The organism is Streptomyces sp. W16 (assembly GCF_033194735.1).
Taxonomy (GTDB): Bacteria; Actinomycetota; Actinomycetes; order Streptomycetales; family Streptomycetaceae; genus Streptomyces.
Genome location: NZ_JAWOAI010000108.1, coordinates 1 through 22,774, shown reverse-complemented (window position 1 = coordinate 22,774; position 22,774 = coordinate 1). Strand labels below are relative to the sequence as shown.

Below are 22,774 nucleotides of genomic sequence, written 5' to 3'. Positions count from 1 at the left end.
GGGCCCTACGCGGAGCCCCCGGAGCCGCGCCGGAGCAGGCGGTCGACCGTGCTGCTGGTCGTGGTCGCGCTGGTCGTCGCGCTGGGGGCGGGCGGCTCGGTGTACGCGCTGATGAAGGGCGGCGGCAACGGCAGCCGTACGGCGGCCGGTTCGGGCGGCCGGGCCACCGGCGCCGCGCCCACCACCCCGGGTCCGACCGCCGGGGAACCGGCGCCGACGAAGTCGCCGTCCTCCTCCGCCACACCGAGCGGCGGCGACGCCGTACCGAGCGGCTATCTCGGCACCTGGAACGCGTCCATCGACAACTCCACGGGCCACAACACCCGCCAACTCACCATCAGGCAGGGGAAGGTGGGGGATCCCGTACTGAAGCTGGTCGCGGACGGCCCCGGCTACCACTGCGTGTTCAGCGCCGACCTCGCCCAACGGCCCGGCGGCGACGGCCCGTTGAGGCTCGGCGCCTCCACCGTCACCTCGGGGCAGCCGTTGTCGTCCTGCAGCCCGGGCGCGGCCAGTGAGGTCACCCTGCTGTCGGACGGCACCCTCCAGCGGGTGAACACCGGCAACGGCGAGAAGCTGACGTACACGAAGTCGGGCTGAAGTCCCTTTACTGCAGGGCCAGTTGAACGTCACCCGAACTTCGGCCGACCGCCCCCGCGGGTTTTCCGGCCGCCCGTACCGTGACCCCACGACCGGCTGGGGAGCGGGGGCCCGCAGTGGAGTGGCTGAGCGCGGAGAACGTCGTCGCCGTGGGCACCGCGGTGCTCGGTATCGTCGCGTCCGGCGTGATGGTCTGGTACGAACGCCGGGTGCCGCGCCGCAAGCGGATCGGCTACCGCGTCCAGATGGACAACCCCATTGGTGACGGTGTCCGTTCGGGCCGCGCCAACCGCCGTCTCGGCCTCTTCGACGAGGCCCCCGGCATGTCCGACGCCACCCTCGTCCTGCTGCGCATCGAGAACGACGGTTCGCAGAGCATCGCCGACAACGACTACACCGGGCGCGAACTCCACGGCCTCACCGCCGTGTTCACCGACCGCACGATCCGCGGGGTCTCGGTCACCCAGCCGGTCGGCACCGACCATCTGATGGACCACTTCACCCCGGCGGCCGGCCTCGGCTACGACACCAACACCCTGCGCATCCCGCGCGTCCCGCTCAACCCCCGCGACCACTTCAAGCTGCTGGTGCTGCTGTCCGGCGGCGACGTCGGCTGCGACATACGGCTCATCGGCGGTATCCGCGACGGCGAGGTGCACCCCAACCGCAGCGCGACCCCGGACGACAAGGCGCCCCTGTTCAGCCGCGCCTCCCGGCTGATCACCATCATGCTCACGGTGTGCGTGGTGACGCTGGCGACGATCGTCGTGGCCCGCGACGACACCCCGCCGCCGATCGGCTGCGCGCACGGCACCCTCACCGTCACCGGTTCGACCGCCTTCGCGCCGGTGACGCAGGAGGTCGCGAAGAAGTACGAGAAGGACTGCGAGGGCTCGAAGGTCGTGGTGGACCCGCACGGATCGACCGCGGGCGTACGGGAGTTGGAGGCCACCGGGCTCGCGTCGAAGAAGGGCTCACCGGCGGTCGTGGCCCTGTCGGACGGCCCCAAGCCGAGCGACATGCCCCAACTGCTGGAGAAGCGGGTCGCGGTGTCGGTCTTCGCGATCGTCGTCAACAACGGCATCCGCCTCAAGAACCTGTCCACCACGGACGTACGACGCCTGTACCGGGGCGAGATCAAGAACTGGCGGGAGCTCGGCGGACCGGACGTGGCGGTGCACCTGGTCAGCCGGGACGCCAACTCCGGGACGAGACAGGTGTTCCAGCGCCGGGTGCTGAAACGCGGCGAGATCGCCAACTCCTCCGTCGACTGCGTCCACAAGGACGATCCGACGGCGCCCGTCATCCGCTGCGAACTCGACTCCACGGACCAGGTGTTGGCCCAGGTCGCCGAACTCCCCGGCGCGATCGGCTACAGCGAACTCACCCTCGCCTCACACGCCAAGGGCCTGCACGTGCTCACCCTCGACGGCCACGCCGCGTCCGTGGACGCCATCGAACAGGGCACGAGCAGCTACCCGTACCGCGAGATCGAGTACGCCTACACATATGGCCGGCCCCCGGCCGACTCCCTCACGTCGAGCTTCCTGAACTATCTGACACAGGGCGTCGGCCAGGACGTGATCCGCGTCCACGGCCACATCCCGTGCGGGACCGTGGAGGGCATGAAGCTGTGCACGTAGCCCACGACGGCGGAACGGAGCTCGGGGAGTCGTTCGGCCGATTTCCGCCTCCCGGTCCGCCCTGGTTCCGCGAGGTTCCGGCTGGTCTCGGCTGATCCCGTGAGGTCCGGGCGCCCGCCCCTGCGCGGTCCCGCTCACCTCACCGCGGCTCGGGTGGTCGCTGCCGTGGCATGTTCGGCCGGCTGCCGCCTCCCGGCCCGCCCGGTCCCGGCGGCATCGGGAACCTGCCGTGTACGACCGCCCCCTCCTGCCGCCCCCCGCCGGCCACCGTCGACTGGATGCCCAGCGGTGCCGACCCAGTCCGGAACTCCACCATCCAGTCGGCCGTCTCCATCCGCACCAGCTCCGTCACGTCCTCCGAGAACCGCCGCAGCACCCCCAGACACCGGTCCGCGGCCTCGCTCGCCGTCCCGTCGGCCGGTCCCAGCACCTCCCGCACGCCCTCCGACGCCCAGTCGAACTGGAGCACCTGAAGCCGCCGCTGCACCGCCTGCGCCGTAGCCACGTCCCTCATCCACCCGGACGTCATCCCGAAGAGCCGGTCCCCGGCCACGCACGCCGCCCCGAGCAGCAGCGCCAGATAGCCCCAGGCGGCCAGCCCGGCCACCACCCCGGTGAGGTCGAGCAGCGGCAGCGCCGCCCCGACGACCGCGCCCAGCGCCGCACCCGTACGCAGCACCCGCGCCCCGCGCCGCTTCCACACCCGGTCCGTGAGGTACCAGGCCGCCGTCTCCAGCGCCCCGCGCTCGACCCACCGGTACAGCTCGTCAAGCCGGGCCGCGGGCTCGCCCCAGTCCCCGAGCGGAAACGTCCGCCCGGCCAGATCGCCACCCTCGGGCTGAATCTCCGGCTGACCCACCCGGCACTCCCTTACGTTGTGTGACACCTGATGCTGATGTGCCGGATCCTTCCTACCGCCCAATGGGTGGCGAAGGCTCCGGTTTCACCTCTTTTCCGCCCGGAAGTGGGTCTTGATCAGGTATAGGACGCGGTACGGACTCACTCGAAAGAGTGCTGAAGCGATGACTGCTCGGACCACGTAGGCTCGTGCCGAGCGGGGAAAAACCTCGCCCGGACAGCCGTACCCCTGCCCGAACCCCTGACTGACAGCCGTACGAAACCAGGAGCTGATCGTGATTCCCGGTGGTGGCCAGCCCAATATGCAGCAGCTGCTCCAGCAGGCCCAGAAGATGCAGCAGGACCTGGCGAACGCGCAGGAGGAGCTGGCGCGGACCGAGGTCGACGGACAGGCCGGCGGCGGCCTGGTCAAGGCCACCGTCACCGGCGCCGGCGAGCTGCGCGCGCTGAAGATCGACCCGAAGGCGGTCGACCCGGACGACACCGAGACGCTCGCGGATCTGATCGTCGCGGCCGTCCAGGCGGCCAACGAGAACGCGCAGACCCTCCAGCAGCAGAAGCTCGGCCCGCTCGCGCAGGGACTGGGCGGCGGCAGCGGTATCCCCGGTCTGCCTTTCTAAGACGGCCCGCGGCCAACTACGGTACGTATGTACCTCCCGCAAGACTCCGGAGACTCCGAGGAAGGGCAGGCAGTCCGTTGTACGAAGGCGTGGTCCAGGACCTCATCGACGAGTTGGGGCGGCTCCCCGGCGTCGGTCCCAAGAGCGCGCAGCGGATCGCCTTCCACATCCTGCAGGCGGAGCCGACGGACGTCCGCCGGCTCGCGCAGTGCCTGATGGAGGTCAAGGCGAAGGTCCGCTTCTGCGCGACCTGCGGAAACGTCGCGCAGGAAGAGCTGTGCGGCATCTGCCGCGACCCGCGCCGCGACCTCTCGGTGATCTGCGTGGTCGAGGAACCGAAGGACGTAGTGGCGGTCGAGCGGACGCGCGAGTTCCGGGGCAAGTACCACGTCCTCGGCGGCGCGATCAGCCCGATCGAAGGTGTCGGACCGGACGACCTGCGTATACGAGAACTTCTCGCGCGGTTGGCCGACGGTACGGTCACGGAGCTGATCCTTGCCACGGACCCGAATCTGGAAGGCGAGGCCACGGCCACGTACCTCGCCCGCATGATCAAGCCCATGGGCCTCAAGGTCACCCGCCTGGCCAGCGGCCTCCCGGTGGGCGGAGACCTGGAATACGCGGACGAGGTGACCCTCGGCCGCGCCTTCGAGGGGAGACGACTCCTAGATGTCTGACGCCACACTGCATGCCACCGCACAGGACCCGGACGACTTCGCGGTCCAGATCGCGGACCAGGTCGAGAGCTTCCTGGTGGCCGTGTCGGAGGTAGCGAAGGGCGAGGACCCCGACTCCGCGGTCCCCTTCCTCCTCTTGGAGGTCTCCCAACTCCTGCTGGCAGGCGGCCGGTTGGGCGCGCACGAGGACATCGTCCCCGACGAGCGCTACGAGCCCGACCTGGGCCCGGAGCCGGATGTGGACGAACTCCGCGAGCGCTTCGCGGTGATGCTGGAGCCGATCGACGTGTACTCGGAGGTCTTCGACCCCTACGAGCCGCGCAAGGCCCCGGTCCCGGCCCGCATCTCCGACGACCTCGCCGACCTCATCACCGACCTCCGCCACGGCATGGCCCACTACCGCGCGGGCCGCACCACGGAGGCCCTGTGGTGGTGGCAGTTCTCCTACTTCTCCAACTGGGGCTCCACGGCGTCGGCGACGCTCCGGGCCCTCCAGTCCGTGGTCGCCCATGTGCGGTTGAACCAGCCCCTCGCGGAGCTGGACGGCCTCGACACGGACCAGAGCGTGATGGGCGACGAGACGCTGGAGTTCGAGGCGGGCAAGGTGATGGTGGAGGAGATCGCGGGGCCGTTGGGGATCAGGCCGGTGAAGTAGTTCCGGCTGGAGCAGCTGTCTTTCCGCACCCCTGGCCCGCGCCTCATACGGCCTGGTTCGGGCCCTGCAGCAGAGCTGCCCCCAAGGGGGTGATGGAGTGCAGGACCCGAGGACCATCGCGGTAGCTGGTGATCAGTCCCGCGTTCCGGAGCGCCGCGGTGTGCTGGCTCGCCGCCGCGGCGGAGACGCAGGCGGCGCGGGCCAGTTCACCTGTCGAGGCGCCGCCCGCAGTGGCCCGCAGCATCAGTGCTCGGGTGCGGCCTAGCAGGACGCCGAGTGGTGCGGTGGAGGAGGACAGCCCGGGAGAGTCCAGCGTTTCCCGGTGCGGAGAGTAGACCAGGACCTGAGGCAGCGTCGGGTCCCCCAGGCACACAGGCGCACCCCAGCAGAAGTAGGACGGTACAAGCAGCAGTCCCCGGCCGCCCAGCAGCAGATCGCGGTCCTCGACTGGATAGTTCACATGCAGAATCGGTGGTACCCATCGCATGTGCGGCCCGAGGTTGGCCAGCAGCCCGTCGGGGCCGCCGTGCAGCATGGCCTGGCCCAGGACGGCCCGCTCCGAGTCCAGGCAGGCGCGGGAGTAGTCGTGGTACGGCGCGATGGCGACGTCGTAGTACTGGCGCAGGCCGAACGCCACCTCCTCGCGCACCCGGCGTTCGGCGAGGCGCGGCGCCCACGCCGGGGCCACCCCCTGCGCGGCGAAACGCCGGACCTCTTCTCGTATCTGCTCCGGCGGGGTGTCGATGATCGCGGTAATTCCAGCGGTCAACCCGCCTTGTGCCTCGAAAGGGTTCAGGAAGTCGGGGTAGTAGGCTCCCTTTGCGAAAATTGGCAACAGGAGTTGCGTGACCACGCTCCCAAGATCCTTTTGAATCAGCTGTTTTTGTGCATCACGGAACCAGTCGGCGTACGCCCACCGTCCTTCCGCGGCTTGGATTCGATGCAGACTGAGGGCTATCTCCCAGAGCGGATCCGGTGCTGCCGCCATCTTGGTCCGGACTAGATCGGCATCTGTGAAATGAATGCGGAGCGTGGCATTCGCCTCCCTCAATGCTCAACGAATCCTCATTGGACCGTTGTTAAGGCACCGCTTAAAAGTGTAGCCCTCGGATATGTGTCGGTGGCAGCGTTACCTCACCCTTAAACGGACTGTTGAATGAGGGATGAGGGATGTCTTTCAGGACCCAAGTGACGGCAGGTGTCACGGTCGCGCTCATTGTTTCGGGATTGCACGTCAACGGCACCGCCTCCGGGCCGACTACGGCCGCTCTGGCTCCCATTGCGGTGCCTGCCGCGCCGAACGCCAAAGTGTCCTGCGGCAACTACAGCGGAACAGTGCTCACGCAGGAGGGCGACACCGGGCCCCGGGTGCGCGAGGTGCAATGCCTTCTGGCTTTCCGGGGCTGGTATGGGGCCGGCGCGAACGGCCGCTACAAAAACAGCGTTTACCTGGCCGTGCGCGCGTTCCAGTCGTGGGACGACGCGCGAGGCTGCCTCATCCCTCTTAAGACGGACGGGATCGTGGACCCGCGTACCTGGAACGCACTGCATTCCGGCGACGGCTGTGCGACTGCCTGACGCACAATGGACGGTTCACAGTGCGGCGTGCACCAGCCCCGCCTCCACAAAAGGCGCCGTGACCGTAGGCTCGCTGTACCACCGCAACGGCCACGTGTTCCCGTCCAGCGCCGGAATCCCGATGTACGTGACGGTACGAGTGCCCCGTCCCCCGAATTGCTGCACGCCCAAAGGCCAGTTGTGCCGGCGTACTTCCCCAGGCGCCAGCAGGAAATACATCCACCGGAACCCCGCGGCCTCGCAGACGACGGGTCCGGCATCCCCGTCGGCGGCCTCGATGAGACGCGCGGCGACCCGTTCTCCCCGCACGCCTTCGATGCGTACGGCGTCGAAGTGGACGCCGGTGAGGCGGAGTTGGTGACCGGATGCGGGGATCCAGTCCGGCAGGTGAATTGAGTCGGTCATGGTCACACGGTGGCGCGCACGAAGCTACGCTCGGTAGTGACTGAGGTGATACACGGAGCGGTGTATCCGTCGGAGGTGGGTGCCATGCAGGGCAAGTCCAACGCGAACTCCAACTCCCAGCCACCGGTGGCCTGGCGCTACAGCGGGAACCAGTTGAAACGCTGGCGCACGAAGGCGAATGTCAGCCGCGAGGAACTGGCCGCCGCCTCCCACTACGCGCTGGACACCATCAAGTCGATGGAGCAGGGCGTACGGAGGCCGACGCCACGAGTGCTCGACACGGCTGACGATCTGTGCAACGCGGACGGCATGCTGAGTGCGGCGAAGGACTACCTGAACAAGGAGAAGTTCCCTTCGCGGGCGCAGGACTTCATGGAGCGGGAGAAGGACGCGATCAGCCACTGGTCGTACGAGACCACGGTCGTCCCGGGGCTGTTGCAGACGCCGGGGTACGCGCGCACGCTGATCGAGAACCGCTGCCCGCCCCTGGACGAGGAGACGGTGGAGGAGCGGATCGAGGGACGCGCGGAGCGGCAGGCCATCCTCACGGAGCAGAAGCCGTCGGTGGCCCTGAGTTTCATCCTCTACGAGGCGGTGTTGCGCAGTCCCCTGGTGGACACCGAACAGCTGCGCCGTCTGCTGGAGGTGTCCCGTCTGCGGAACGTCACGGTGCAGGTGCTCCCCTTCGAGCGGGCCATCCCCTCGACCCTCATGGGGTCCATGGTGCTGCTGGAGACTCGCGACCACGAGCGATTCGCCTATGCGGAGGGCCCGTTCGCCAGTGAACTGTCGGCTGATCCGGAGGTTGTCAGCCGTGTGACCGAGCGGCTTAGCATGATCCGCGCGCAGGCTCTCAGCCCCGATGAGTCGGCCCGTTTCGTCGAACGGATGGTGGATCAGCCATGAGTGACCAGCTGAAGTGGTTCAAGTCGAGTTACAGCGACGACGAGGGCGGCAACTGCGTCGAGGTCGCCCTCCCCGCACCGCAGTTGACCGTCCACATACGCGACTCCAAGAACTTCGCGGGGCCCGAACTTGCCCTCTCCGCCCCCGCTTGGACGGCCTTCGTCTCCGCAGCTCACCCCGGAGCTTGAGGACCCTGTTGGCCAATCCCGTCAGCGGGTCGGGGCAACCCTGCCCAGCTGAGAAAGTGTGACACTTCCGCGAGAAGTGTCACACTTTTCTGGAGTGGGTGGCCCGGCCGCACCGGATTCGCCAACAGCATCCTTGAGCCCCGGGCTCCGAGCTCTTTTCTTGGGTTCTGGGTTGGGTGAAATACAAACCAACCAACCAAGCCTGTACGTGAGTTGAGGTGGGTTTAACCCGAACGGGTGACATTCCATGATCGGCTTGCGCCGCAAGGTAAAGCCACTCTAGGTTCGCGGCAAACAAGCAAATAGTTCGGCCCCGGTCGGTGTTGGTAGCACCGGCTCCGGGGCCTGGACCTACGAATCGAAGAGAGCTCGATCGTGGCTTACGCCCAGCCTAGCCCTGCCCTGCCGTCCCCGTCGCACCCCATGGCCAGAACGGGCTACGGAAAACGCGCCACGGGTGACGAAGACCCGCACGCCGACCCGGACTTCGCACACCTGAGCCCCCGTGACGCCGAGATCGCCGTCTTCATCGACCACCTCGACAACGGCCACGCCATGGGCCACAAGGTGATCGCGGCCGAGCATCCCCGCTACGGCCAGCAGGCCTGCCGTATGTCGCTCAAGAGCCTCACCGAGGCCGGCCACCTGCGCTGGATCAAGGAACACATCACCGTCGAGGACAACTCGATGCGGTGGGTGACGCGGACGTACTGGTCGCGTACGCCCAGGTCGGCGCAGTGGTGGGCCGAGTTCGCGCGGGAGCGCCACGGCAGGGACGTCACGCATGACTACCAGCCGGGCCTGGCGAGGGCGGAGGACCCGACCCCGACCGCCGTGCCGGAGAGCGAGAGCGACGGGACGCCGGAGACGGACCCGACCCCCGAGCCCAGCGCCGCGTACCGCGCACTCGCCCAACTCCGCGCCACAGACCCCCGTATGTCCCTCTCCGAAGCCGAGTGCCGAGCCCTCGAACCCCTCGCCGCCGAGTGGCTGGCACGAGGCGCCACCTCGGCCGACATGGCCCGCGCGCTGACCGACGGACTGCCACCCACCATCACGAACCCGGGCGGGCTGGCCCGCACCCGACTGGAGACCAAGATGCCCCCGAAGAAGAACGACGCCGCCGAGACCCGCCCCCTCCGCGCCCGTGTGACCCGCGTGCTCATGGCCTGCGCCACCTGCGACGCCGACGAGCGGACGGCGAAGATCATCAACGGTGTGTGCGAGGAATGCCGTGCGGAGCCGGACCTGAGCGAGGAGGAGGTCAAGAAGGGCTTCGAGGAGATCGCCTACCTGGGAACCACGACGGCCCGCTTCCTGAAGCAGAAGCTGGAACGCCGTACGGGCGGGCCCGTGCCCGACACGTTCCGCCCCGTGGCGATCGAGGACCGCGTCCACTACCACTACCGCGACAACCGCGACCGCATCGCGAACGGCCTCCCGCCGAGGCGGTGGAATCCGTGACGGTCGAGAGGCGGCAGCAGCCGCAGATGTCCATCGAAGCTTTCGAGGAGCTGGAGCGCCGGGCGCCGGAGACCGTCCGGCTGGAGTTCATCAACGGAAAGGTCGTCGTCAAACCCATGCCGGACGGCAACCACAGTGAGATCGTCGCCTGGCTGCAGAGGGTGTGCATGCAGCGCCTTCCCGACCTGTGGCTGCACGCGGAGCGCGGGCTCAAGACGGAGAGCTGTGGGAAGGGGCGCGCTTGTGCGGATGGCGTCCTCGTTCCCCGGGGCGGCCTCAAGGGACACGGCGAATGGTCGGACACGGGGACAGCCCTGATGGCCGCAGAGGTGACTTCGTGGGACGCCGATGCCGCTCAACGGGACCGGCTCGACAAGCCTGATGGCTATGCGGCGGCCGGAATCCCGGTCTACGTACTCATCGACCGGGACGACTGCACAGTCACCGTGTTCACTCATCCCGAGGACGGTCGTTACAGGCAACAGGTGAACGCGCCGTTCGGCGCCCCCGTCGAGATCCCCGACCCGGTGAACATCACCCTGGACACCGACCCCTCAAGGAGTTCGCCGATTGATCACAACCCCCAAACCCCCTTCCCCACCGCCGTAACCCCACCCGCCAACGCCAGCCCCAACACCAGCAACCGCGCCCGCGGCTCCGGTATCCGCCCCGCCAACCCCCGCCCGATCACCCCGCCCACGACCATCGCCGCGCCGACCGCCACCCACCGCGCCCCGCTCAACGACGGCACCCCGTTCGCCGCCACCGAGAACGCGTTGACGACGACGCCGTAGAACTGCGCGTTGGGCACGAACTCCCGTACCGTCCAACCCGCGTTGACCGCGTAGAGGGAGATCGGCGGACCGCCCACCCCCGCCGCCGCGTTCATGAAACCGCCCGCCGCGCCCGCCGCGACGGCACCGCGAGTGCCCCGAAGTGCCGGCACCCGGGCGCCCTTCATCACCAGCAGGACAGCCACCGTCACCAACCCGCCCATCACCAACAGCAGCACAGACGGCGGGAGTTGGCGGGTCATCCACGCCCCCGCCGGCACCGTGCAGGCCGCCGCCGCGCACAGCGGCACCATCGCGCGCGCCCGGACCTTGCGCCAGCCGCCCGCCAGGCCCACGACGCTGATCGCACCGGCCGCGCAGTTGGCGAGGACGACTCCTTGCGTCGGGCCGAGGAGGAGTACGAGGGCCGGTACGGCGACCAGGGCGAAGCCCATGCCCGTCAGCCACTGGACGGACGAGCCGAGCAGGACGATCGCGGCCAGCAGTATTTCCCCCGTCATGGGGCAACATCATTCCGGGACGAGGTGTAGCCCGCTACACCTTTGCTTCGGGACTGGGCTCCCTCGTTGCGGCGCACTGGAAACGGGATCGTTGGACGCATGAAGAACTTCCTCTCCTCCAAGCCCGTCCTCTGGTTCCTCTTCCTCTTCAACCTGGCCGTCGCCGCGGTCGCACCCTTCGTCGTCGACGGAACGCAGGGCGTGATGACCGCCGTCGGTATGGGTGTCGTGTCCCTGGGGGCCGGGGTCAGTCTGGTGCGGGACCGTGGGCAGGCGGCTACAGCGCGTTAATTGGAGCCACCCTTGCCGCCTCCTGTACGTCCGCTGCACAGGCGCTAACCCGCCGAAAGCCAGTCTGGAGTCATCCCAAAACGCACCAGTACAACTGGAGTTGAGATGACCCGCCGGACCATGAGCAAGCGTGCAGCCGTCGTCACCGTCACCACCGCCCTGGCCCTCGGCACCCTCGGTACCGTCGCCGCGACCGCCGGGCCCCAGCACGACGCCAAGCCCAGCAAGAAGCAGATAGCCGCCCTCTTCGACGGCTGGAACGCCGCGCTGCAGACCGGTGACCCGAAGAAGGTCGCCAACCGGTACGCGCCGGACGCCGTGCTCCTGCCGACCGTGTCCAACGAGATCCGCACCGACCGTGCCGAGATCGTCGACTACTTCGAGCACTTCCTGCCGAACAAGCCGGTCGCGAAGAAGGTCGAGACGTACATCAACGTCCTCGACAGGAACTCGGCCATCGACGCGGGTGCCTACGACATCACGCTCACCGACCCGAACACCGGCAAGAAGCGTGTCGTGGAGGCCCGTTACACCTACGAGTACGAGAAGCGCGGCGGCAAGTGGCTGATCGTCAACCACCACTCCTCGGTGATGCCCGAAGGGTGATCACCACGGACAGCCCACGGCCGGGAGCGTCCCGGAGGGCCACCGTTCCGCCGTCGTCCGTCACCAACTGGCGTACGACGGCCAGGCCCAGGCCCGAACCGGAGCGCCCGGTGAGGCCCTGACCGCGCCAGAAGCGGTCGAAGGCGCGGGACTTGTCCGCGTCGGACATGCCGGGGCCCTCGTCCGTCACCGTCAACTCGACCTCGTCGCCCCGAAGTTCGGACCGTACGGTGATCGTCGCGCCGTCCGGTGACACCTCCAGGGCGTTCGACAGCACGTTGTCCAGGACCTGTTCGAGATGACCGGGACTGGCCAGCACAAGCGGCCGGCCGTCGACAACACTCCCCCTGAGCGCGATCTCGACTCCGCGCTCGTCGGCGGCCGGTCTCCACACCGAGAGGCGTTCGGCCACGATCTCCCGAAGCGGGAGGGGTTCCGCGGCCGTCACCTTCGCCTCGGCCCGCGCCAGCACCAGCAGGCCGTTGACGAGGCGGCTCATCCGGACCACCTCAGCCGTCGCCTGCTCCACGTCCTCGCGCACGAACTCGTCGTCCGTGCCGTCCGCGATGTTGTCCAGCGAGAGTCTCAACGCCGTGAGCGGGGTGCGGAGTTGGTGGGAGGCGTCGGCGACGAAGATGCGCTGCGAGGCGATGAGGGTGTCGAGGCGTTCGCCCGCCTGGTTCAACGTCCTGGCCAGCGTCTGCGTCTCGTGCGGGCCCGTCACGGGGGAGCGGGCCGTCAGGTCGCCGTCGCTGAACTTGCTCGCCATGTCGTTGAGTTGGCGCAGGGGGCGGGTCAGACGGCGGGCCACGAGCGCGCCCAGGCCGGCCGCCACCGCCAGGACGGCGAGGGCGAGGATCGCGCGGAAGCCCCAGATCTGCACCAGGCGCCGGGTCAGGTCCGAGGTCGGGTACGAGATGCGTACGGCGCCGACGGTCCGGCCGTCGCGCTCGGCCGGTTCGGTCACCTCCAACGCTCCGTCGCCCCAGTGCGTCGCGGTCTTCGCCCGCGCCGCGGGCAGTACCTCGGCCGTGCCGGGGGTCTCCTGCGCGTACGCCACCACCATGCGGTCCAGCGCGGCGCGCGAGGCGGCGTCGCCGCTCAGGAGCAGGGCCATCGTCTTCGCCTCGCGCCGCACCGACTGCTCGGTGTCGCCCCGGAGTTGAGCGGTCAGCGTGAAGGCGACCGGCACGGTGAACGCCGTCAGCGCCACGGCCACGAGCAGGACGTAGCTGACGATGAGCTGCCGGATCATGAGGCCGGAGGCCCGTCGACGATCTCCAGGCGGAAACCAACCCCCCGTACCGCCTCGATCGTGATCGCGCCCGCCAACTTCCGTCGCAGCGCGGCCACATGGACGTCGAGCGTCTTCGTCGGGCCGAACCAGTTCGCGTCCCAGACCGCTTCCATGATCTGCTCGCGCGACATCAGCGCGCCCGGCTCCTCGGTGAGGAACGACAGCAGGTCGTACTCCTTGGGGGCCAGCGGCACCTCCTCGCCGTCGAGGCGGACGCGGGCGGCCTTGCGGTCGATGGTGAGGCGGGTGCCATAGGCGTCGGGGCCCGCAGCCTCGGCCCGGGGCTGGGCGCGACGCATCACCGCCCTTATCCGCGCGATGACCTCCCGTACCCCGAACGGTTTCGAGACGTAGTCGTCGGCGCCCAGCTCCAGGCCGACCACCCGGTCCGTCTCGTCGCTGCGCGCACTGATCACGATGATCGGGATGTCGCCGCGGGCGCGCAGCGCCTTGCACACGTCGAGGCCGTCGGTGTCGGGCAGGCCCAGGTCGAGGAGGACGACGTCGTAGGGGTCCTTGTGGCTCAGCGCCGCCCCGCCCGTGGTGACCCAGTCGACCTCGAAGCCGTAGCGCAGCAGTCCGCGTCGCAGCGACTCGGCCACGGGTTCATCGTCTTCCACCAGAAGTACGCGCACACGGCGCACCTTAGTGCGGGAAACCCCATTCCCGACTGTCACCTGTGACGCTCGGCACTTTTCCCGCACCCCTTAAGTGGGCATGCGCTGACCTGGGCGTCCGAATCTCACCATGCGATACCTGGGAGGGGAATTTCGGGCGCTCGTTAAACTGAGCCGACACACCAGGACTGAGCGAGGAGCGCACGTGGGCCTTGTCGTGCAGAAGTACGGAGGCTCCTCCGTAGCCGATGCCGAGGGCATCAAGCGTGTCGCCAAGCGAATCGTCGAAGCGAAGAAGAACGGCCATCAAGTGGTCGTCGTCGTTTCCGCGATGGGCGACACGACGGACGAGCTGATCGATCTCGCCGAGCAGGTATCTCCGATGCCCGCCGGGCGTGAGTTCGACATGCTGCTGACCGCCGGAGAGCGGATCTCCATGGCGCTGCTGGCCATGGCGATCAAAAACCTGGGGCATGAAGCCCAGTCGTTCACCGGTAGCCAGGCAGGCGTCATCACCGACTCGGTCCACAACAAAGCGCGGATCATCGACGTCACGCCCGGTCGGATCCGTACGGCGTTGGACGAGGGCAACATCGCCATCGTCGCCGGGTTCCAGGGTGTGAGCCAGGACAAGAAGGACATCACCACGCTGGGACGGGGTGGCAGCGACACGACGGCCGTCGCGCTGGCCGCCGCTCTCGACGCCGAGGTGTGCGAGATCTACACGGACGTCGACGGTGTGTTCACCGCCGACCCGCGTGTGGTGCCGAAGGCGAAGAAGATCGACTGGATCGTCTTCGAGGACATGCTGGAGCTCGCCGCCTCCGGCTCCAAGGTGCTGCTCCACCGCTGTGTGGAGTACGCCCGCCGATACAACATCCCGATCCATGTGCGGTCCAGCTTCAGTGGACTTCAGGGCACCTGGGTCAGCAGTGAGCCGATTGGGGACCAGAAGGTGGAGCAGGCCATCATCTCCGGTGTCGCGCACGACACCTCCGAGGCCAAGATCACGGTCGTCGGCGTGCCCGACAAGCCGGGCGAGGCCGCGGTGATCTTCCGGACGATCTCCGACGCCCAGGTCAACATCGACATGATCGTGCAGAACGTGTCGGCGGCCTCGACCGGCCTCACCGACATCTCCTTCACCCTCCCCAAGGCTGAGGGCCGCAAGGCCATCGACGCCCTGGAGAAGAACAAGGGCGGCATCGGCTTCGAGTCGCTGCGCTACGACGACCAGATCGGGAAGATCTCGCTGGTGGGCGCGGGGATGAAGACGAACCCCGGCGTCACCGCCGACTTCTTCACCGCCCTGTCCGACGCGGGCGTCAACATCGAGCTGATCTCGACCTCCGAGATCCGCATCTCGGTGGTCACCCGCGCCGACGACGTCAACGAGGCCGTCCGCGCCGTGCACACGGCGTTCGGCCTCGACTCCGACAGCGACGAAGCCGTCGTCTACGGAGGCACCGGCCGCTGATGGCCACCACCGGAGCGACCGTGCGTCCGACGCTCGCCGTTGTCGGAGCGACCGGGGCCGTCGGCACGGTCATGCTCCAGATCCTGTCCCAGCATGCGGACATCTGGGGCGAGATCCGCCTGATCGCGTCCCCGCGCTCGGCCGGCCGCAAGCTGGCCCTGCGCGGGGAGCAGGTCGAGGTGGTGGCCCTGACGGAGGAGGCCTTCGACGGGGTCGACGTCGCCATGTTCGACGTCCCCGACGAGGTCTCCGCCCAGTGGGCGCCGGTCGCCGCCGCCAAGGGCGTGGTCGTCGTCGACAACTCGGGCGCCTTCCGGATGGACCCCGAGGTGCCCCTGGTGGTCCCCGAGGTCAACCCGCACAAGGTGCGCTGGCGACCGCGCGGCATCATCGCCAACCCGAACTGCACGACCCTGTCGATGATCGTCGCCGTGGGCGCGCTGCACGCCGAGTTCGGGCTGCGCGAGCTGGTGGTGTCGTCGTACCAGGCGGTGAGCGGGGCCGGCCGGGCCGGCGTCGACACCCTGCGCCAGCAACTCGCCCTGGTCGCCGGTACGGACCTGGGCACCAAGCCCGGTGACGTACGGCGGGCCGTCGGGGACAACACCGGGCCGTTCCCGGAGCCGGTCGCGCTGAACGTCGTACCGTGGGCCGGTTCGCTGCGCGAGGACGGCTGGTCCTCGGAGGAGATGAAGGTGCGGGACGAGACCCGCAAGATCCTCGGCCAGCCCGCGCTGCCGGTCGCCGTGACCTGCGTCCGCGTCCCGGTGATCACCACGCACTCCCTCACCGTCCACGCCCGCTTCCAGGGCGAGGTCACCGTCGACGGGGCGCGCGAGATCCTCGCTACGGCCCCGGGCGTCGTCCTCTTCGACAATCCGGCCGCCGGAGAGTTCCCCACCCCCGCCGACGTGGTGGGCACCGACCCGACCTGGGTGGGGCGGCTGCGGCGGGCGCTGGACGACCCGACGGCCCTCGAACTCTTCGTCTGCGGGGACAATTTGCGCAAGGGAGCGGCCCTCAATACGGCACAGATCGCCGAGCTGGTGGCGCGGGACCTCGGGTGAGAACCGGACCCGCTCACTCCGCCCGGCCGTAAATCCGCTGGCCAGTGGCGCAGGGGTTTGTAGGATCACTGTGCGCGATGTGGCCGGATTAATGGTTGGGACCACTTGAATCCAGCCACCTCCGCATCCGAAGATTTCACTCCCCGCTCTCCGCAACCGCGCGGTGAGCGGGGAGCGTCTTTGCGGACGCCCTTCAGCGGGCGCGGGGATGCGGCGAGGGGCGTGGGGACGCCCCGGCCTTTTGTGACACAGGGGAAGAGCGGGTAGGCATGAGGGTGTGCGACGCACTGTCGGTTGTGCTGCCTGACACCAGACGGGTGGGTGGACTGTTTGTTTCGTCTGACATAAATGTGACGGTCGACGCGTACAACCCCCAAGGGGGGAAGCGTGTCCAACTTGCGTGGCTCAGGTACTCGACTTCACTGCGGCACGCGGCACGGCCCTACGGCCTCCGCGTGGATCCCGTGCGCCCGGCGGCATGCCGGTGATCGCGCCGATGCCCGCAGCGCGGCCCGCCCGCATCCCGAACCAGCGCGACGGTGCCGACGACACCGTCGCGGCCGGAACGACCGTCGACCACCTCACCGAGACCTATCGGGCGCACTACCGCTCGCTGCTCGGCCTGGCCGCACTCCTCCTCGACGACACCGCCTCCTGCGAGGACGTCGTCCAGGAGGCGTTCATCCGGGTCCACTCGGCGCGCAAACGTGTCCGTGACCCCGAGAAGACCCTGGCGTATCTGCGCCAGACCGTCGTCAACCTCTCCCGCTCGGCCCTGCGCCGCCGCATCCTCGGCCTCAAGCTCCTCTCGAAGCCGATGCCGGACATGGCCAGCGCGGAGGAGGGCGCCTACGACCTGTTGGAGCGCGACTCCCTCATCAAGGCGATGAAGGGCCTGCAGCGCCGCCAGCGCGAGGTCCTGGTGCTGCGCTACTTCGCGGACATGACCGAGGCGCAGGTCGCCGAGTCGCTCGGCATCTCGCTGGGTTCGGTGAAGGCGTACGGCTCGCGTGGCATCGCCGCCCTCCGGATCGCGATGGAGGCATCGGCATGAGCGACAACGTCGACGGAAACGACTCACGCGCGCGGCGCGAGCCGGAAGTCCGGCGCGGTCCGACCTGGGCCCGCAAGGAAGAACCGAACGAATCGCACGCTGGGAACGGAATTGTGAACCACGGCCCCGACGAACAGAGCCCCACCGGGCCGAGCCTCGACGGGAACTCCGGAGGAAGCCCTGGAGCCAACTCCGGAGGCAGCTCCGGAGGGGAGAACCCCGAGAACCCCGCGACCGCCGAGAGGCGCGACCCCGGGGGACTTGAGGGACTCGCAGGGCTCGCAGGACCAGGGGTGTCCGAGGGACGACCCGGCGACCACGACACCGAGGGATTCGCCCCGGACGAGCTGGCGCTGCGCCGGCTGCTGCACCAGGCGGTCCAGGAGGTCGAGCCACGCGACGGCACGCTGGAGCACCTGCGCAAGGCGGTGCCCGCCCGCCGGGCCCGCAAGCGCCAGGCCGTCGTCGGCATGGCCGCCGCCGCGCTCTTCTTCGGCACCGCCATCCCGGCCCTCGTGCACGTCTCCAACTCCACCGGCTCCGGCGTCGACCCGTCCATGGCGGGCAACAGCTCACAGGCCCAGGGCGGCACCAGCCAGGGCAAGAACCCGGACGGAGGCTCCAACACCTCCGGCGGTTCCTCCGGGCAGACGTCGGGGCAGAATCCGGGCGGCCACAAGAACGAGGGCGGGAGCAAGAGCCCGGGCGCCGGCACCGTGAGCGCCAAACCCTCGGCCAGCACCGGGACGGCCGCGCCCGTCTGCGCCGCCGCGCAGCTCGGCTCGGCCACCTCGTCCGTGGCCGCCGCCGACTCGGTGGGCACGGTCTACGGCACGTTCACCGTCACCAACACCTCCGGCACCAGCTGTACCGTCGGCGGCCCCGGCACCGTGGGATTCTCCGCGCTGGGGGCCGCGGACAGCAGCAAGATCGTCCTGCAGACGCACGCCGCGGGGGACGCGGCGACCGGCCTGCCCGACCCGTCGACGGAGCCCGCCGAACTGGTGCTGCCGCCGGGCTCCTCCTACCTGGTCAAGTTCGCCTGGGTGCCCTCCGAGACCTGCCCCACCAGCAGCGGCAGCACCGGCGGCACCACCGGCGGCCCCACGACCAGCCCGTCGCCCACGGAGGACGCCAGCACCACCACCGGCTCCACCGCCGGTGACACCGGCACGTCCGCCCAGCTGCTCCCGGAGGACGGCACGCTCGACGGCAGCGTCGAGGTCTCGCACACGGCGCAGGCGGGCTCACCGACGGCCACGGCCGTCGTACCGAACGCGTGCGCGGGGACGATCTTCCGGACGGGCGTGCTGCCGGCGTCGTAGGACGGCCGTCGGTCGCAAGGTTCCAGTCGCCGGTCCGCGGGGGACCCGGTGGCGTCAGACGGTCACGCGGGCCGCCCGCTCGCTCTCGTCCTCGGGCACCAGCCCCAGCTCCGCGTCCCGCGCGAACTCCACCTCGCGGCGCAGCAGCCGGAACCACATGAAGACGACGAAGCCCGCGAAGACGAACCACTCGCCGGTGTAGCCGAGGTTCTGGAACGCCTTCAGGTCGAGGCCGGTGTTCGCGGGCGCGGTCGCCGGTACGGCGGTCATCCCGGAGTCGGCCTTGTCGAGGGTGATCCACGCGTCGTACACGGGGTACGGCACCAGGTTCACCAGCGAGGCCGCGCTGATCGCCGCGGTCTGGCCGGACGGCAGTCCGCCCTGGGCGCTGACGCCGTTGTCGCCGGGGGTCTCGGAGGCCTGGAGCGAGCCGGTGACGGTGACTTCGCCGGTCGGCGCGGCCGGCGCTTTGGCCGCGTCGGGCTTGCCGGGGATCCAGCCGCGGACCACGGGCAGGGCCTTGCCGTCGTCGGTGCGCAGCAGGGTGAGGACGTAGAAACCGTTCTTCCCGTCCAACTGCCGGTCGGGGACGAGGAGTTGCTTGCCGTACTGGCCGGTCGCGGTGGTCTGCCGGCCCGAGGTGCTCTGGTCGACCGGCAGCAGTTCGGCGAGCGGGCGGGCGGCTTCCGTGCGGTCCGTCTCGACCTGCCGGGTGGCCTGGTGGCTGCTGTCCACGCGCGCCTGGAACCGGCTCAGCTGCCACGACCCCATGAAGATGCAGAAGGGGATGGCGAGCAGTACGAAGACGTTGATGCCCCACCAGCGCGATGTCAGCAGAAACCGGTACACGCTCCCACGGTACGGGGCTCCAGTAGGGGGCTCGGCCCTGGGGTCGGCCCGGGGGTCGGCCCTGGGGTTCACCTCGCGCGGGCAATGCTCCGGCCGGGTCTTGGTCGAAGTTATCCACAGGCTGAGGATCCAGTCAGTGCAATGTCTGTGAGGGCGGGCAGTATGGGGCCATGACTGAGAGCAACGGGTCCGCGTACACACCGGACTGGGAGAAGCGCTTCAGGGCGCCCCGAGTGTCCCTGCCCGACTGGGCGGAGGACGCACCCGACCGTTCCCTGTTCGTGTCGAACGCGACAGGGACGTATGAGCTGTACGCCTGGGACCGGGCGACGGGCGAGCAACGCCAGGTCACGGACCGGCCGAACGGCACGACGGACGGTGTGCTCTCCCCGGACGGGGAGTGGATCTGGTGGTTCGACGACAAGGACGGCGACGAGTTCGGCGTCTGGCGCAGCCAGTCCTTCAAGGGCGGCCCCGACGAACCGGCCGTCCCCGGCCTCGAACCGTCCTACCCGGCCGGGCTGGCCCTCGCACGTGACGGCCGCACGGCGGTCGTGGGCCGTTCCACCGACGAGGACGGTACGACGATCCACCTCGCCCGCACCGGCGACGAGACCACGCTGATCTACCGGCACCGCGAGTCCGCGGGCGTCGGCGACCTCTCGCACGACGGCTCGCTGATCGCGATCGAGCACACCGAGCACGGCGACGCGATGCACTCGGCACTGCGCGTCCTGCGCCCGGACGGCACGGCGGTCGCCGACCTGGACGACACCAAGGGCGGCACCGAGGAACTGGGCCTGGAGGTCCTCGGCTTCGCACCGGTCGACGGCGACACCCGGCTCCTCATCGGCCATCAGCGGCGCGGCCGTTGGGAGCCCCTGGTGTGGGACGTGGTGAAGGGCGGCGAGACCGACCTGTCCCTGGACCTGCCGGGTGACGTGAGCGCCGAGTGGTACCCGGACGGCTCGGCCCTCCTCATCGCGCACAGCTTCGAGGCCCGCAGCGAGGTGTTCCGCTACGACCTCGCTTCGGGCGACCTGGAGAAGGTGCCGACGCCGCCCGGTTCGGTCTCGGGCGCGACGGCCCGCCCCGACGGCAGCGTCGAATACCTCTGGTCGTCGTCCGCCGAGCCGTCCGCCGTGCGCTCGACGACGGGCGAGGTCGTCCTGGACCCGCCCGGCCTGAAGTCACCCGGCTCGGTCCCGGTGGAGGACGTGTGGGTGGAGGGCCCAGGCGGACGCATCCACGCGTTGGTCCAGAAGCCGGCAGGTACCACGGGCCCCCTCCCCACGGTCTTCGACATCCACGGCGGCCCGACCTGGCACGACAGCGACTCCTTCGCGGCGGGCCCGGCGGCCTGGGTCGACCACGGGTACGCGGTCGTCCGGGTCAACTACCGCGGCTCGACCGGTTACGGCCGCGCGTGGACCGACGCCCTGAAGTACCGGGTCGGCCTGATCGAGCTGGAGGACATCGCGGCGGTCCGGGAGTGGGCGATCACCTCAGGCCTCGCCGACCCCGCCAAGCTGATCCTCACCGGCGGCTCCTGGGGCGGCTACCTCACCCTCCTCGGCATCGGCACCCAGCCCGACGCGTGGACCCTGGGCATCGCGGCCGTCCCGGTCGCCGACTACGTCACGGCGTACCACGACGAGATGGAAGCCCTGAAGGCCATGGACCGCACACTGCTGGGCGGCACCCCCGAAGAAGTCCCCGACCGCTTCGAGGCGTCCTCCCCGCTGACCTACGTCGACAAGGTCACGTCCCCGGTCTACATCTCGGCCGGCGTCAACGACCCCCGCTGCCCGATCCAGCAGATCGACAACTACGTCGAACGACTGGAGAAGCGCGGCGCCGTCCACGAGGTGTACCGGTACGACGCGGGGCACGGGTCACTGGTGGTGGACGAGCGGATCAAGCAGGTGAGGCTGGAACTGGACTTCGCGGCAAGGCACTTGGGGGGTACTCAATAGGGTCCTTTTGAGCGCGGGTCGGCATCATCCAGCCTGTCCGGCGTTTGAGGACGAGGCCCTTTCGGGGCCGAAGCGGGGGTCTGGGGGCGCAGCCCCCAGCAACGCCCGCTTCGGCACAGGGCACCCGTCACGCACCGTCACGTCCCGGCCCGCTCCCGAGGCCGCCGCCCCAGCAACTCCGCCAGCCCCCGCCGGGTAGCCGCAAGCACCACCCGGTCCGAGCCCCGCAGGACATACGTGTCGGGGAGGTCCCACACCAGCCCCGACCGCCGTACGTCCTCCGACGCGTCCCGGTTCGCCGTGTCCAGTGCCAGCACCCGCCACGACCCGGCGCGGAACGCCTCGGCCATCGTCTTCCCCTCCAGCTGGGGATGCCCGCCCACGGTCATCGCCGCGAACAGCAGCACCCGCCGCTCGACGGGGATCGCGCCCAGGATCTGCCGCCCCATCATCGCCCCGGCGAACGCGGGCGCGGCCAGATGGGAGACGCTCCGGCTCCGGGTGAGGGCACCGGGGTGGGCGGCGCGCAGGGTGCGGTACACGGCGGTCGCGAAGTCGTCGTCGTACAGCCGGAGTACGACGCGCAGATCGGACCGTACGGAGCGGGCGTACAGCACGGCTTCGAGGTTGGTGGTGTCGGAGCTGGTGACCGCGAGCAGTGCGTGCGCGCGGTGGATCTTGGCGGACTCCAGGACGCCTTCCTGGGTGACGTCCCCGAGGATCACCGGCACCCGCAGCCGGCGCGCGACCGCGAGGCCGCGTGCCTCGGGGTCGGCCTCGACGCACACCACGGGGATGTTGAGTTCGCGCAGCCGGGTCAGCACCCGGGTGCCGATTTTGCCGAGCCCGAGCAGCACCACATGCCCGCCGAGCCCACGCGGCGGCTTGCGCAGCCCGGACGCCGTACGGAACGTGCCGAGGGCCTCCAGGACCGCGGCCAGCAGCACCGGCAGCATCAGCAACCCGACGAGACCGGACAGGAGTTGAAGGATCTGCCGGCCCAGCGGCGCCCCGATCGCGGGGTCGTCGATCGCGAAGAGATCGAGCAACGTCAGATAGAAGGCCCGCACAGGATGGATACCGGTCACCAGCCACAGCGAGACGGCGAGCCCGATCACGCACGCCACCATGCCCGCCAGCGACCAGCGCAGCCGCCGCGAGAAGAGGGAGGAGAAGGCCGGTACGACACCGCCCCCGCGGCCGGCCGTAAGTTGGGGTCCGGCGTACGACACCTGTTCCAGGACGATGGTGCCGCGTCCGGTGGCCGAGGCGACGGCCGCCGCGTCGGGCAGCAGGCGCGGTCCCTGTTCGCCCATGCCCTCGGAGC

23 protein-coding genes and 2 pseudogenes are annotated in these 22,774 nt (G+C 69.5%); 17 read left to right on the top strand and 8 right to left on the bottom strand.

Annotation, left to right across the window (positions count from 1 at the left end):
- A pseudogene (locus R6V09_RS16900) lies at nt 1-600 on the top strand (serine/threonine protein kinase); the annotation flags it as partial.
- Between the two features lie 116 nt (nt 601-716).
- Nucleotides 717-2,243, top strand: a complete 1,527-nt coding sequence (locus R6V09_RS16895) for a substrate-binding domain-containing protein (protein ID WP_317882237.1) — start codon at nt 717-719, stop codon at nt 2,241-2,243.
- Nucleotides 2,244-2,382: 139 nt separating this feature from the next.
- Here R6V09_RS16895 and R6V09_RS16890 read toward each other — a convergent pair whose 3' ends face one another.
- The gene (locus R6V09_RS16890) at nt 2,383-3,102 is read right to left on the bottom strand and encodes an SLATT domain-containing protein (protein ID WP_317882236.1); all 720 of its coding nucleotides are present in this window, start codon (nt 3,100-3,102) and stop codon (nt 2,383-2,385) included.
- Between the two features lie 274 nt (nt 3,103-3,376).
- Here R6V09_RS16890 and R6V09_RS16885 point away from each other — a divergent pair, with 274 nt between their 5' ends.
- The 3 genes from R6V09_RS16885 (at nt 3,377) to R6V09_RS16875 (ending at nt 5,053) form a co-directional block, all read left to right on the top strand.
- On the top strand, nt 3,377-3,721 hold the full coding sequence (locus tag R6V09_RS16885; protein ID WP_026178802.1) for a YbaB/EbfC family nucleoid-associated protein: 345 nt from the start codon (nt 3,377-3,379) through the stop codon (nt 3,719-3,721).
- A gap of 77 nt (nt 3,722-3,798) precedes the next feature.
- Complete coding sequence (gene recR, locus R6V09_RS16880) at nt 3,799-4,398, top strand: recombination mediator RecR (protein WP_019070339.1); 600 nt, start codon at nt 3,799-3,801, stop codon at nt 4,396-4,398.
- A complete protein-coding gene (locus tag R6V09_RS16875; RefSeq protein ID WP_043667402.1) occupies nt 4,391-5,053 on the top strand; it encodes a DUF5063 domain-containing protein in 663 nt (220 codons plus the stop codon). Before recR ends, R6V09_RS16875 begins: the two co-directional genes overlap by 8 nt.
- 43 nt (nt 5,054-5,096) lie before the next feature.
- On the opposite strand, the gene R6V09_RS16870 is transcribed toward R6V09_RS16875, so the two are convergent.
- On the bottom strand, nt 5,097-5,822 hold the full coding sequence (locus tag R6V09_RS16870) for an ArsR family transcriptional regulator (protein WP_317882235.1): 726 nt from the start codon (nt 5,820-5,822) through the stop codon (nt 5,097-5,099).
- A 401-nt stretch (nt 5,823-6,223) separates the two neighbouring features.
- Between R6V09_RS16870 and R6V09_RS16865 the strand changes: the two genes are divergently transcribed.
- Nucleotides 6,224-6,631 carry a peptidoglycan-binding domain-containing protein gene (locus R6V09_RS16865; protein ID WP_317882234.1) on the top strand — a complete coding sequence of 136 codons (408 nt, stop codon included), beginning with the start codon at nt 6,224-6,226 and terminating at the stop codon, nt 6,629-6,631.
- Between the two features lie 15 nt (nt 6,632-6,646).
- Here R6V09_RS16865 and R6V09_RS16860 read toward each other — a convergent pair whose 3' ends face one another.
- Nucleotides 6,647-7,042, bottom strand: coding sequence for a hypothetical protein (locus R6V09_RS16860; RefSeq protein WP_317882233.1), 396 nt, complete (start codon nt 7,040-7,042; stop codon nt 6,647-6,649).
- A gap of 78 nt (nt 7,043-7,120) precedes the next feature.
- Here R6V09_RS16860 and R6V09_RS16855 point away from each other — a divergent pair, with 78 nt between their 5' ends.
- The 4 genes and pseudogenes from R6V09_RS16855 to R6V09_RS16840 all read left to right on the top strand — a co-directional run.
- The gene (locus tag R6V09_RS16855) at nt 7,121-7,942 is read left to right on the top strand and encodes a helix-turn-helix domain-containing protein (protein ID WP_317882232.1); all 822 of its coding nucleotides are present in this window, start codon (nt 7,121-7,123) and stop codon (nt 7,940-7,942) included.
- Nucleotides 7,939-8,130, top strand: coding sequence for a DUF397 domain-containing protein (locus R6V09_RS16850; RefSeq protein WP_317882231.1), 192 nt, complete (start codon nt 7,939-7,941; stop codon nt 8,128-8,130). Before R6V09_RS16855 ends, R6V09_RS16850 begins: the two co-directional genes overlap by 4 nt.
- 423 nt (nt 8,131-8,553) lie before the next feature.
- A complete protein-coding gene (locus R6V09_RS16845) occupies nt 8,554-9,594 on the top strand; it encodes a hypothetical protein (protein ID WP_317882230.1) in 1,041 nt (346 codons plus the stop codon).
- Between the two features lie 26 nt (nt 9,595-9,620).
- Nucleotides 9,621-10,073: pseudogene (locus tag R6V09_RS16840) on the top strand (Uma2 family endonuclease); the annotation flags it as partial.
- 95 nt (nt 10,074-10,168) lie between these two features.
- On the opposite strand, the gene R6V09_RS16835 reads toward R6V09_RS16840, so the two are convergent.
- Nucleotides 10,169-10,888: a sulfite exporter TauE/SafE family protein gene (locus R6V09_RS16835; RefSeq protein WP_317882229.1), complete on the bottom strand. Its 720-nt coding sequence runs from the start codon at nt 10,886-10,888 to the stop codon at nt 10,169-10,171.
- A gap of 99 nt (nt 10,889-10,987) precedes the next feature.
- On the opposite strand from R6V09_RS16835, the gene R6V09_RS16830 reads away from it, so the two are divergent.
- The gene (locus R6V09_RS16830; RefSeq protein WP_043667796.1) at nt 10,988-11,179 is read left to right on the top strand and encodes a hypothetical protein; all 192 of its coding nucleotides are present in this window, start codon (nt 10,988-10,990) and stop codon (nt 11,177-11,179) included.
- A 105-nt stretch (nt 11,180-11,284) separates the two neighbouring features.
- Nucleotides 11,285-11,785, top strand: coding sequence for an SgcJ/EcaC family oxidoreductase (locus tag R6V09_RS16825; protein WP_317882228.1), 501 nt, complete (start codon nt 11,285-11,287; stop codon nt 11,783-11,785).
- On the opposite strand, the gene R6V09_RS16820 is transcribed toward R6V09_RS16825, so the two are convergent.
- Together R6V09_RS16820 and R6V09_RS16815 are read right to left on the bottom strand one after the other, a co-directional pair.
- Nucleotides 11,751-13,040: a HAMP domain-containing sensor histidine kinase gene (locus R6V09_RS16820; RefSeq protein ID WP_317882227.1), complete on the bottom strand. Its 1,290-nt coding sequence runs from the start codon at nt 13,038-13,040 to the stop codon at nt 11,751-11,753. The genes R6V09_RS16825 and R6V09_RS16820 overlap by 35 nt on opposite strands.
- Entirely contained in the window at nt 13,037-13,717 is a 681-nt protein-coding gene (locus tag R6V09_RS16815) for a response regulator transcription factor (protein ID WP_317882226.1), read from the bottom strand. Before R6V09_RS16815 ends, R6V09_RS16820 begins: the two co-directional genes overlap by 4 nt.
- 187 nt (nt 13,718-13,904) lie before the next feature.
- Between R6V09_RS16815 and R6V09_RS16810 the strand changes: the two genes are divergently transcribed.
- The 4 genes from R6V09_RS16810 (at nt 13,905) to R6V09_RS16795 (ending at nt 18,622) form a co-directional block, all read left to right on the top strand.
- The gene (locus tag R6V09_RS16810; RefSeq protein WP_317882225.1) at nt 13,905-15,176 is read left to right on the top strand and encodes an aspartate kinase; all 1,272 of its coding nucleotides are present in this window, start codon (nt 13,905-13,907) and stop codon (nt 15,174-15,176) included.
- Complete coding sequence (locus R6V09_RS16805) at nt 15,176-16,243, top strand: aspartate-semialdehyde dehydrogenase (RefSeq protein WP_317882224.1); 1,068 nt, start codon at nt 15,176-15,178, stop codon at nt 16,241-16,243. The genes R6V09_RS16810 and R6V09_RS16805 overlap by 1 nt, the downstream gene beginning before the upstream one ends.
- Before the next feature lie 478 nt (nt 16,244-16,721).
- Nucleotides 16,722-17,297, top strand: coding sequence for a SigE family RNA polymerase sigma factor (locus R6V09_RS16800; protein WP_317882238.1), 576 nt, complete (start codon nt 16,722-16,724; stop codon nt 17,295-17,297).
- Complete coding sequence (locus R6V09_RS16795) at nt 17,294-18,622, top strand: hypothetical protein (RefSeq protein WP_442810070.1); 1,329 nt, start codon at nt 17,294-17,296, stop codon at nt 18,620-18,622. Before R6V09_RS16800 ends, R6V09_RS16795 begins: the two co-directional genes overlap by 4 nt.
- Before the next feature lie 54 nt (nt 18,623-18,676).
- On the opposite strand, the gene R6V09_RS16790 is transcribed toward R6V09_RS16795, so the two are convergent.
- Complete coding sequence (locus R6V09_RS16790) at nt 18,677-19,471, bottom strand: SURF1 family protein (protein ID WP_317882222.1); 795 nt, start codon at nt 19,469-19,471, stop codon at nt 18,677-18,679.
- Nucleotides 19,472-19,641: 170 nt separating this feature from the next.
- On the opposite strand from R6V09_RS16790, the gene R6V09_RS16785 reads away from it, so the two are divergent.
- Nucleotides 19,642-21,447, top strand: a complete 1,806-nt coding sequence (locus tag R6V09_RS16785; protein WP_317882221.1) for a S9 family peptidase — start codon at nt 19,642-19,644, stop codon at nt 21,445-21,447.
- A 137-nt stretch (nt 21,448-21,584) separates the two neighbouring features.
- On the opposite strand, the gene R6V09_RS16780 is transcribed toward R6V09_RS16785, so the two are convergent.
- Nucleotides 21,585-22,774 (bottom strand): potassium channel family protein (locus R6V09_RS16780; RefSeq protein WP_317882220.1); only part of this gene is annotated, 1,190 nt, incomplete at its 5' end.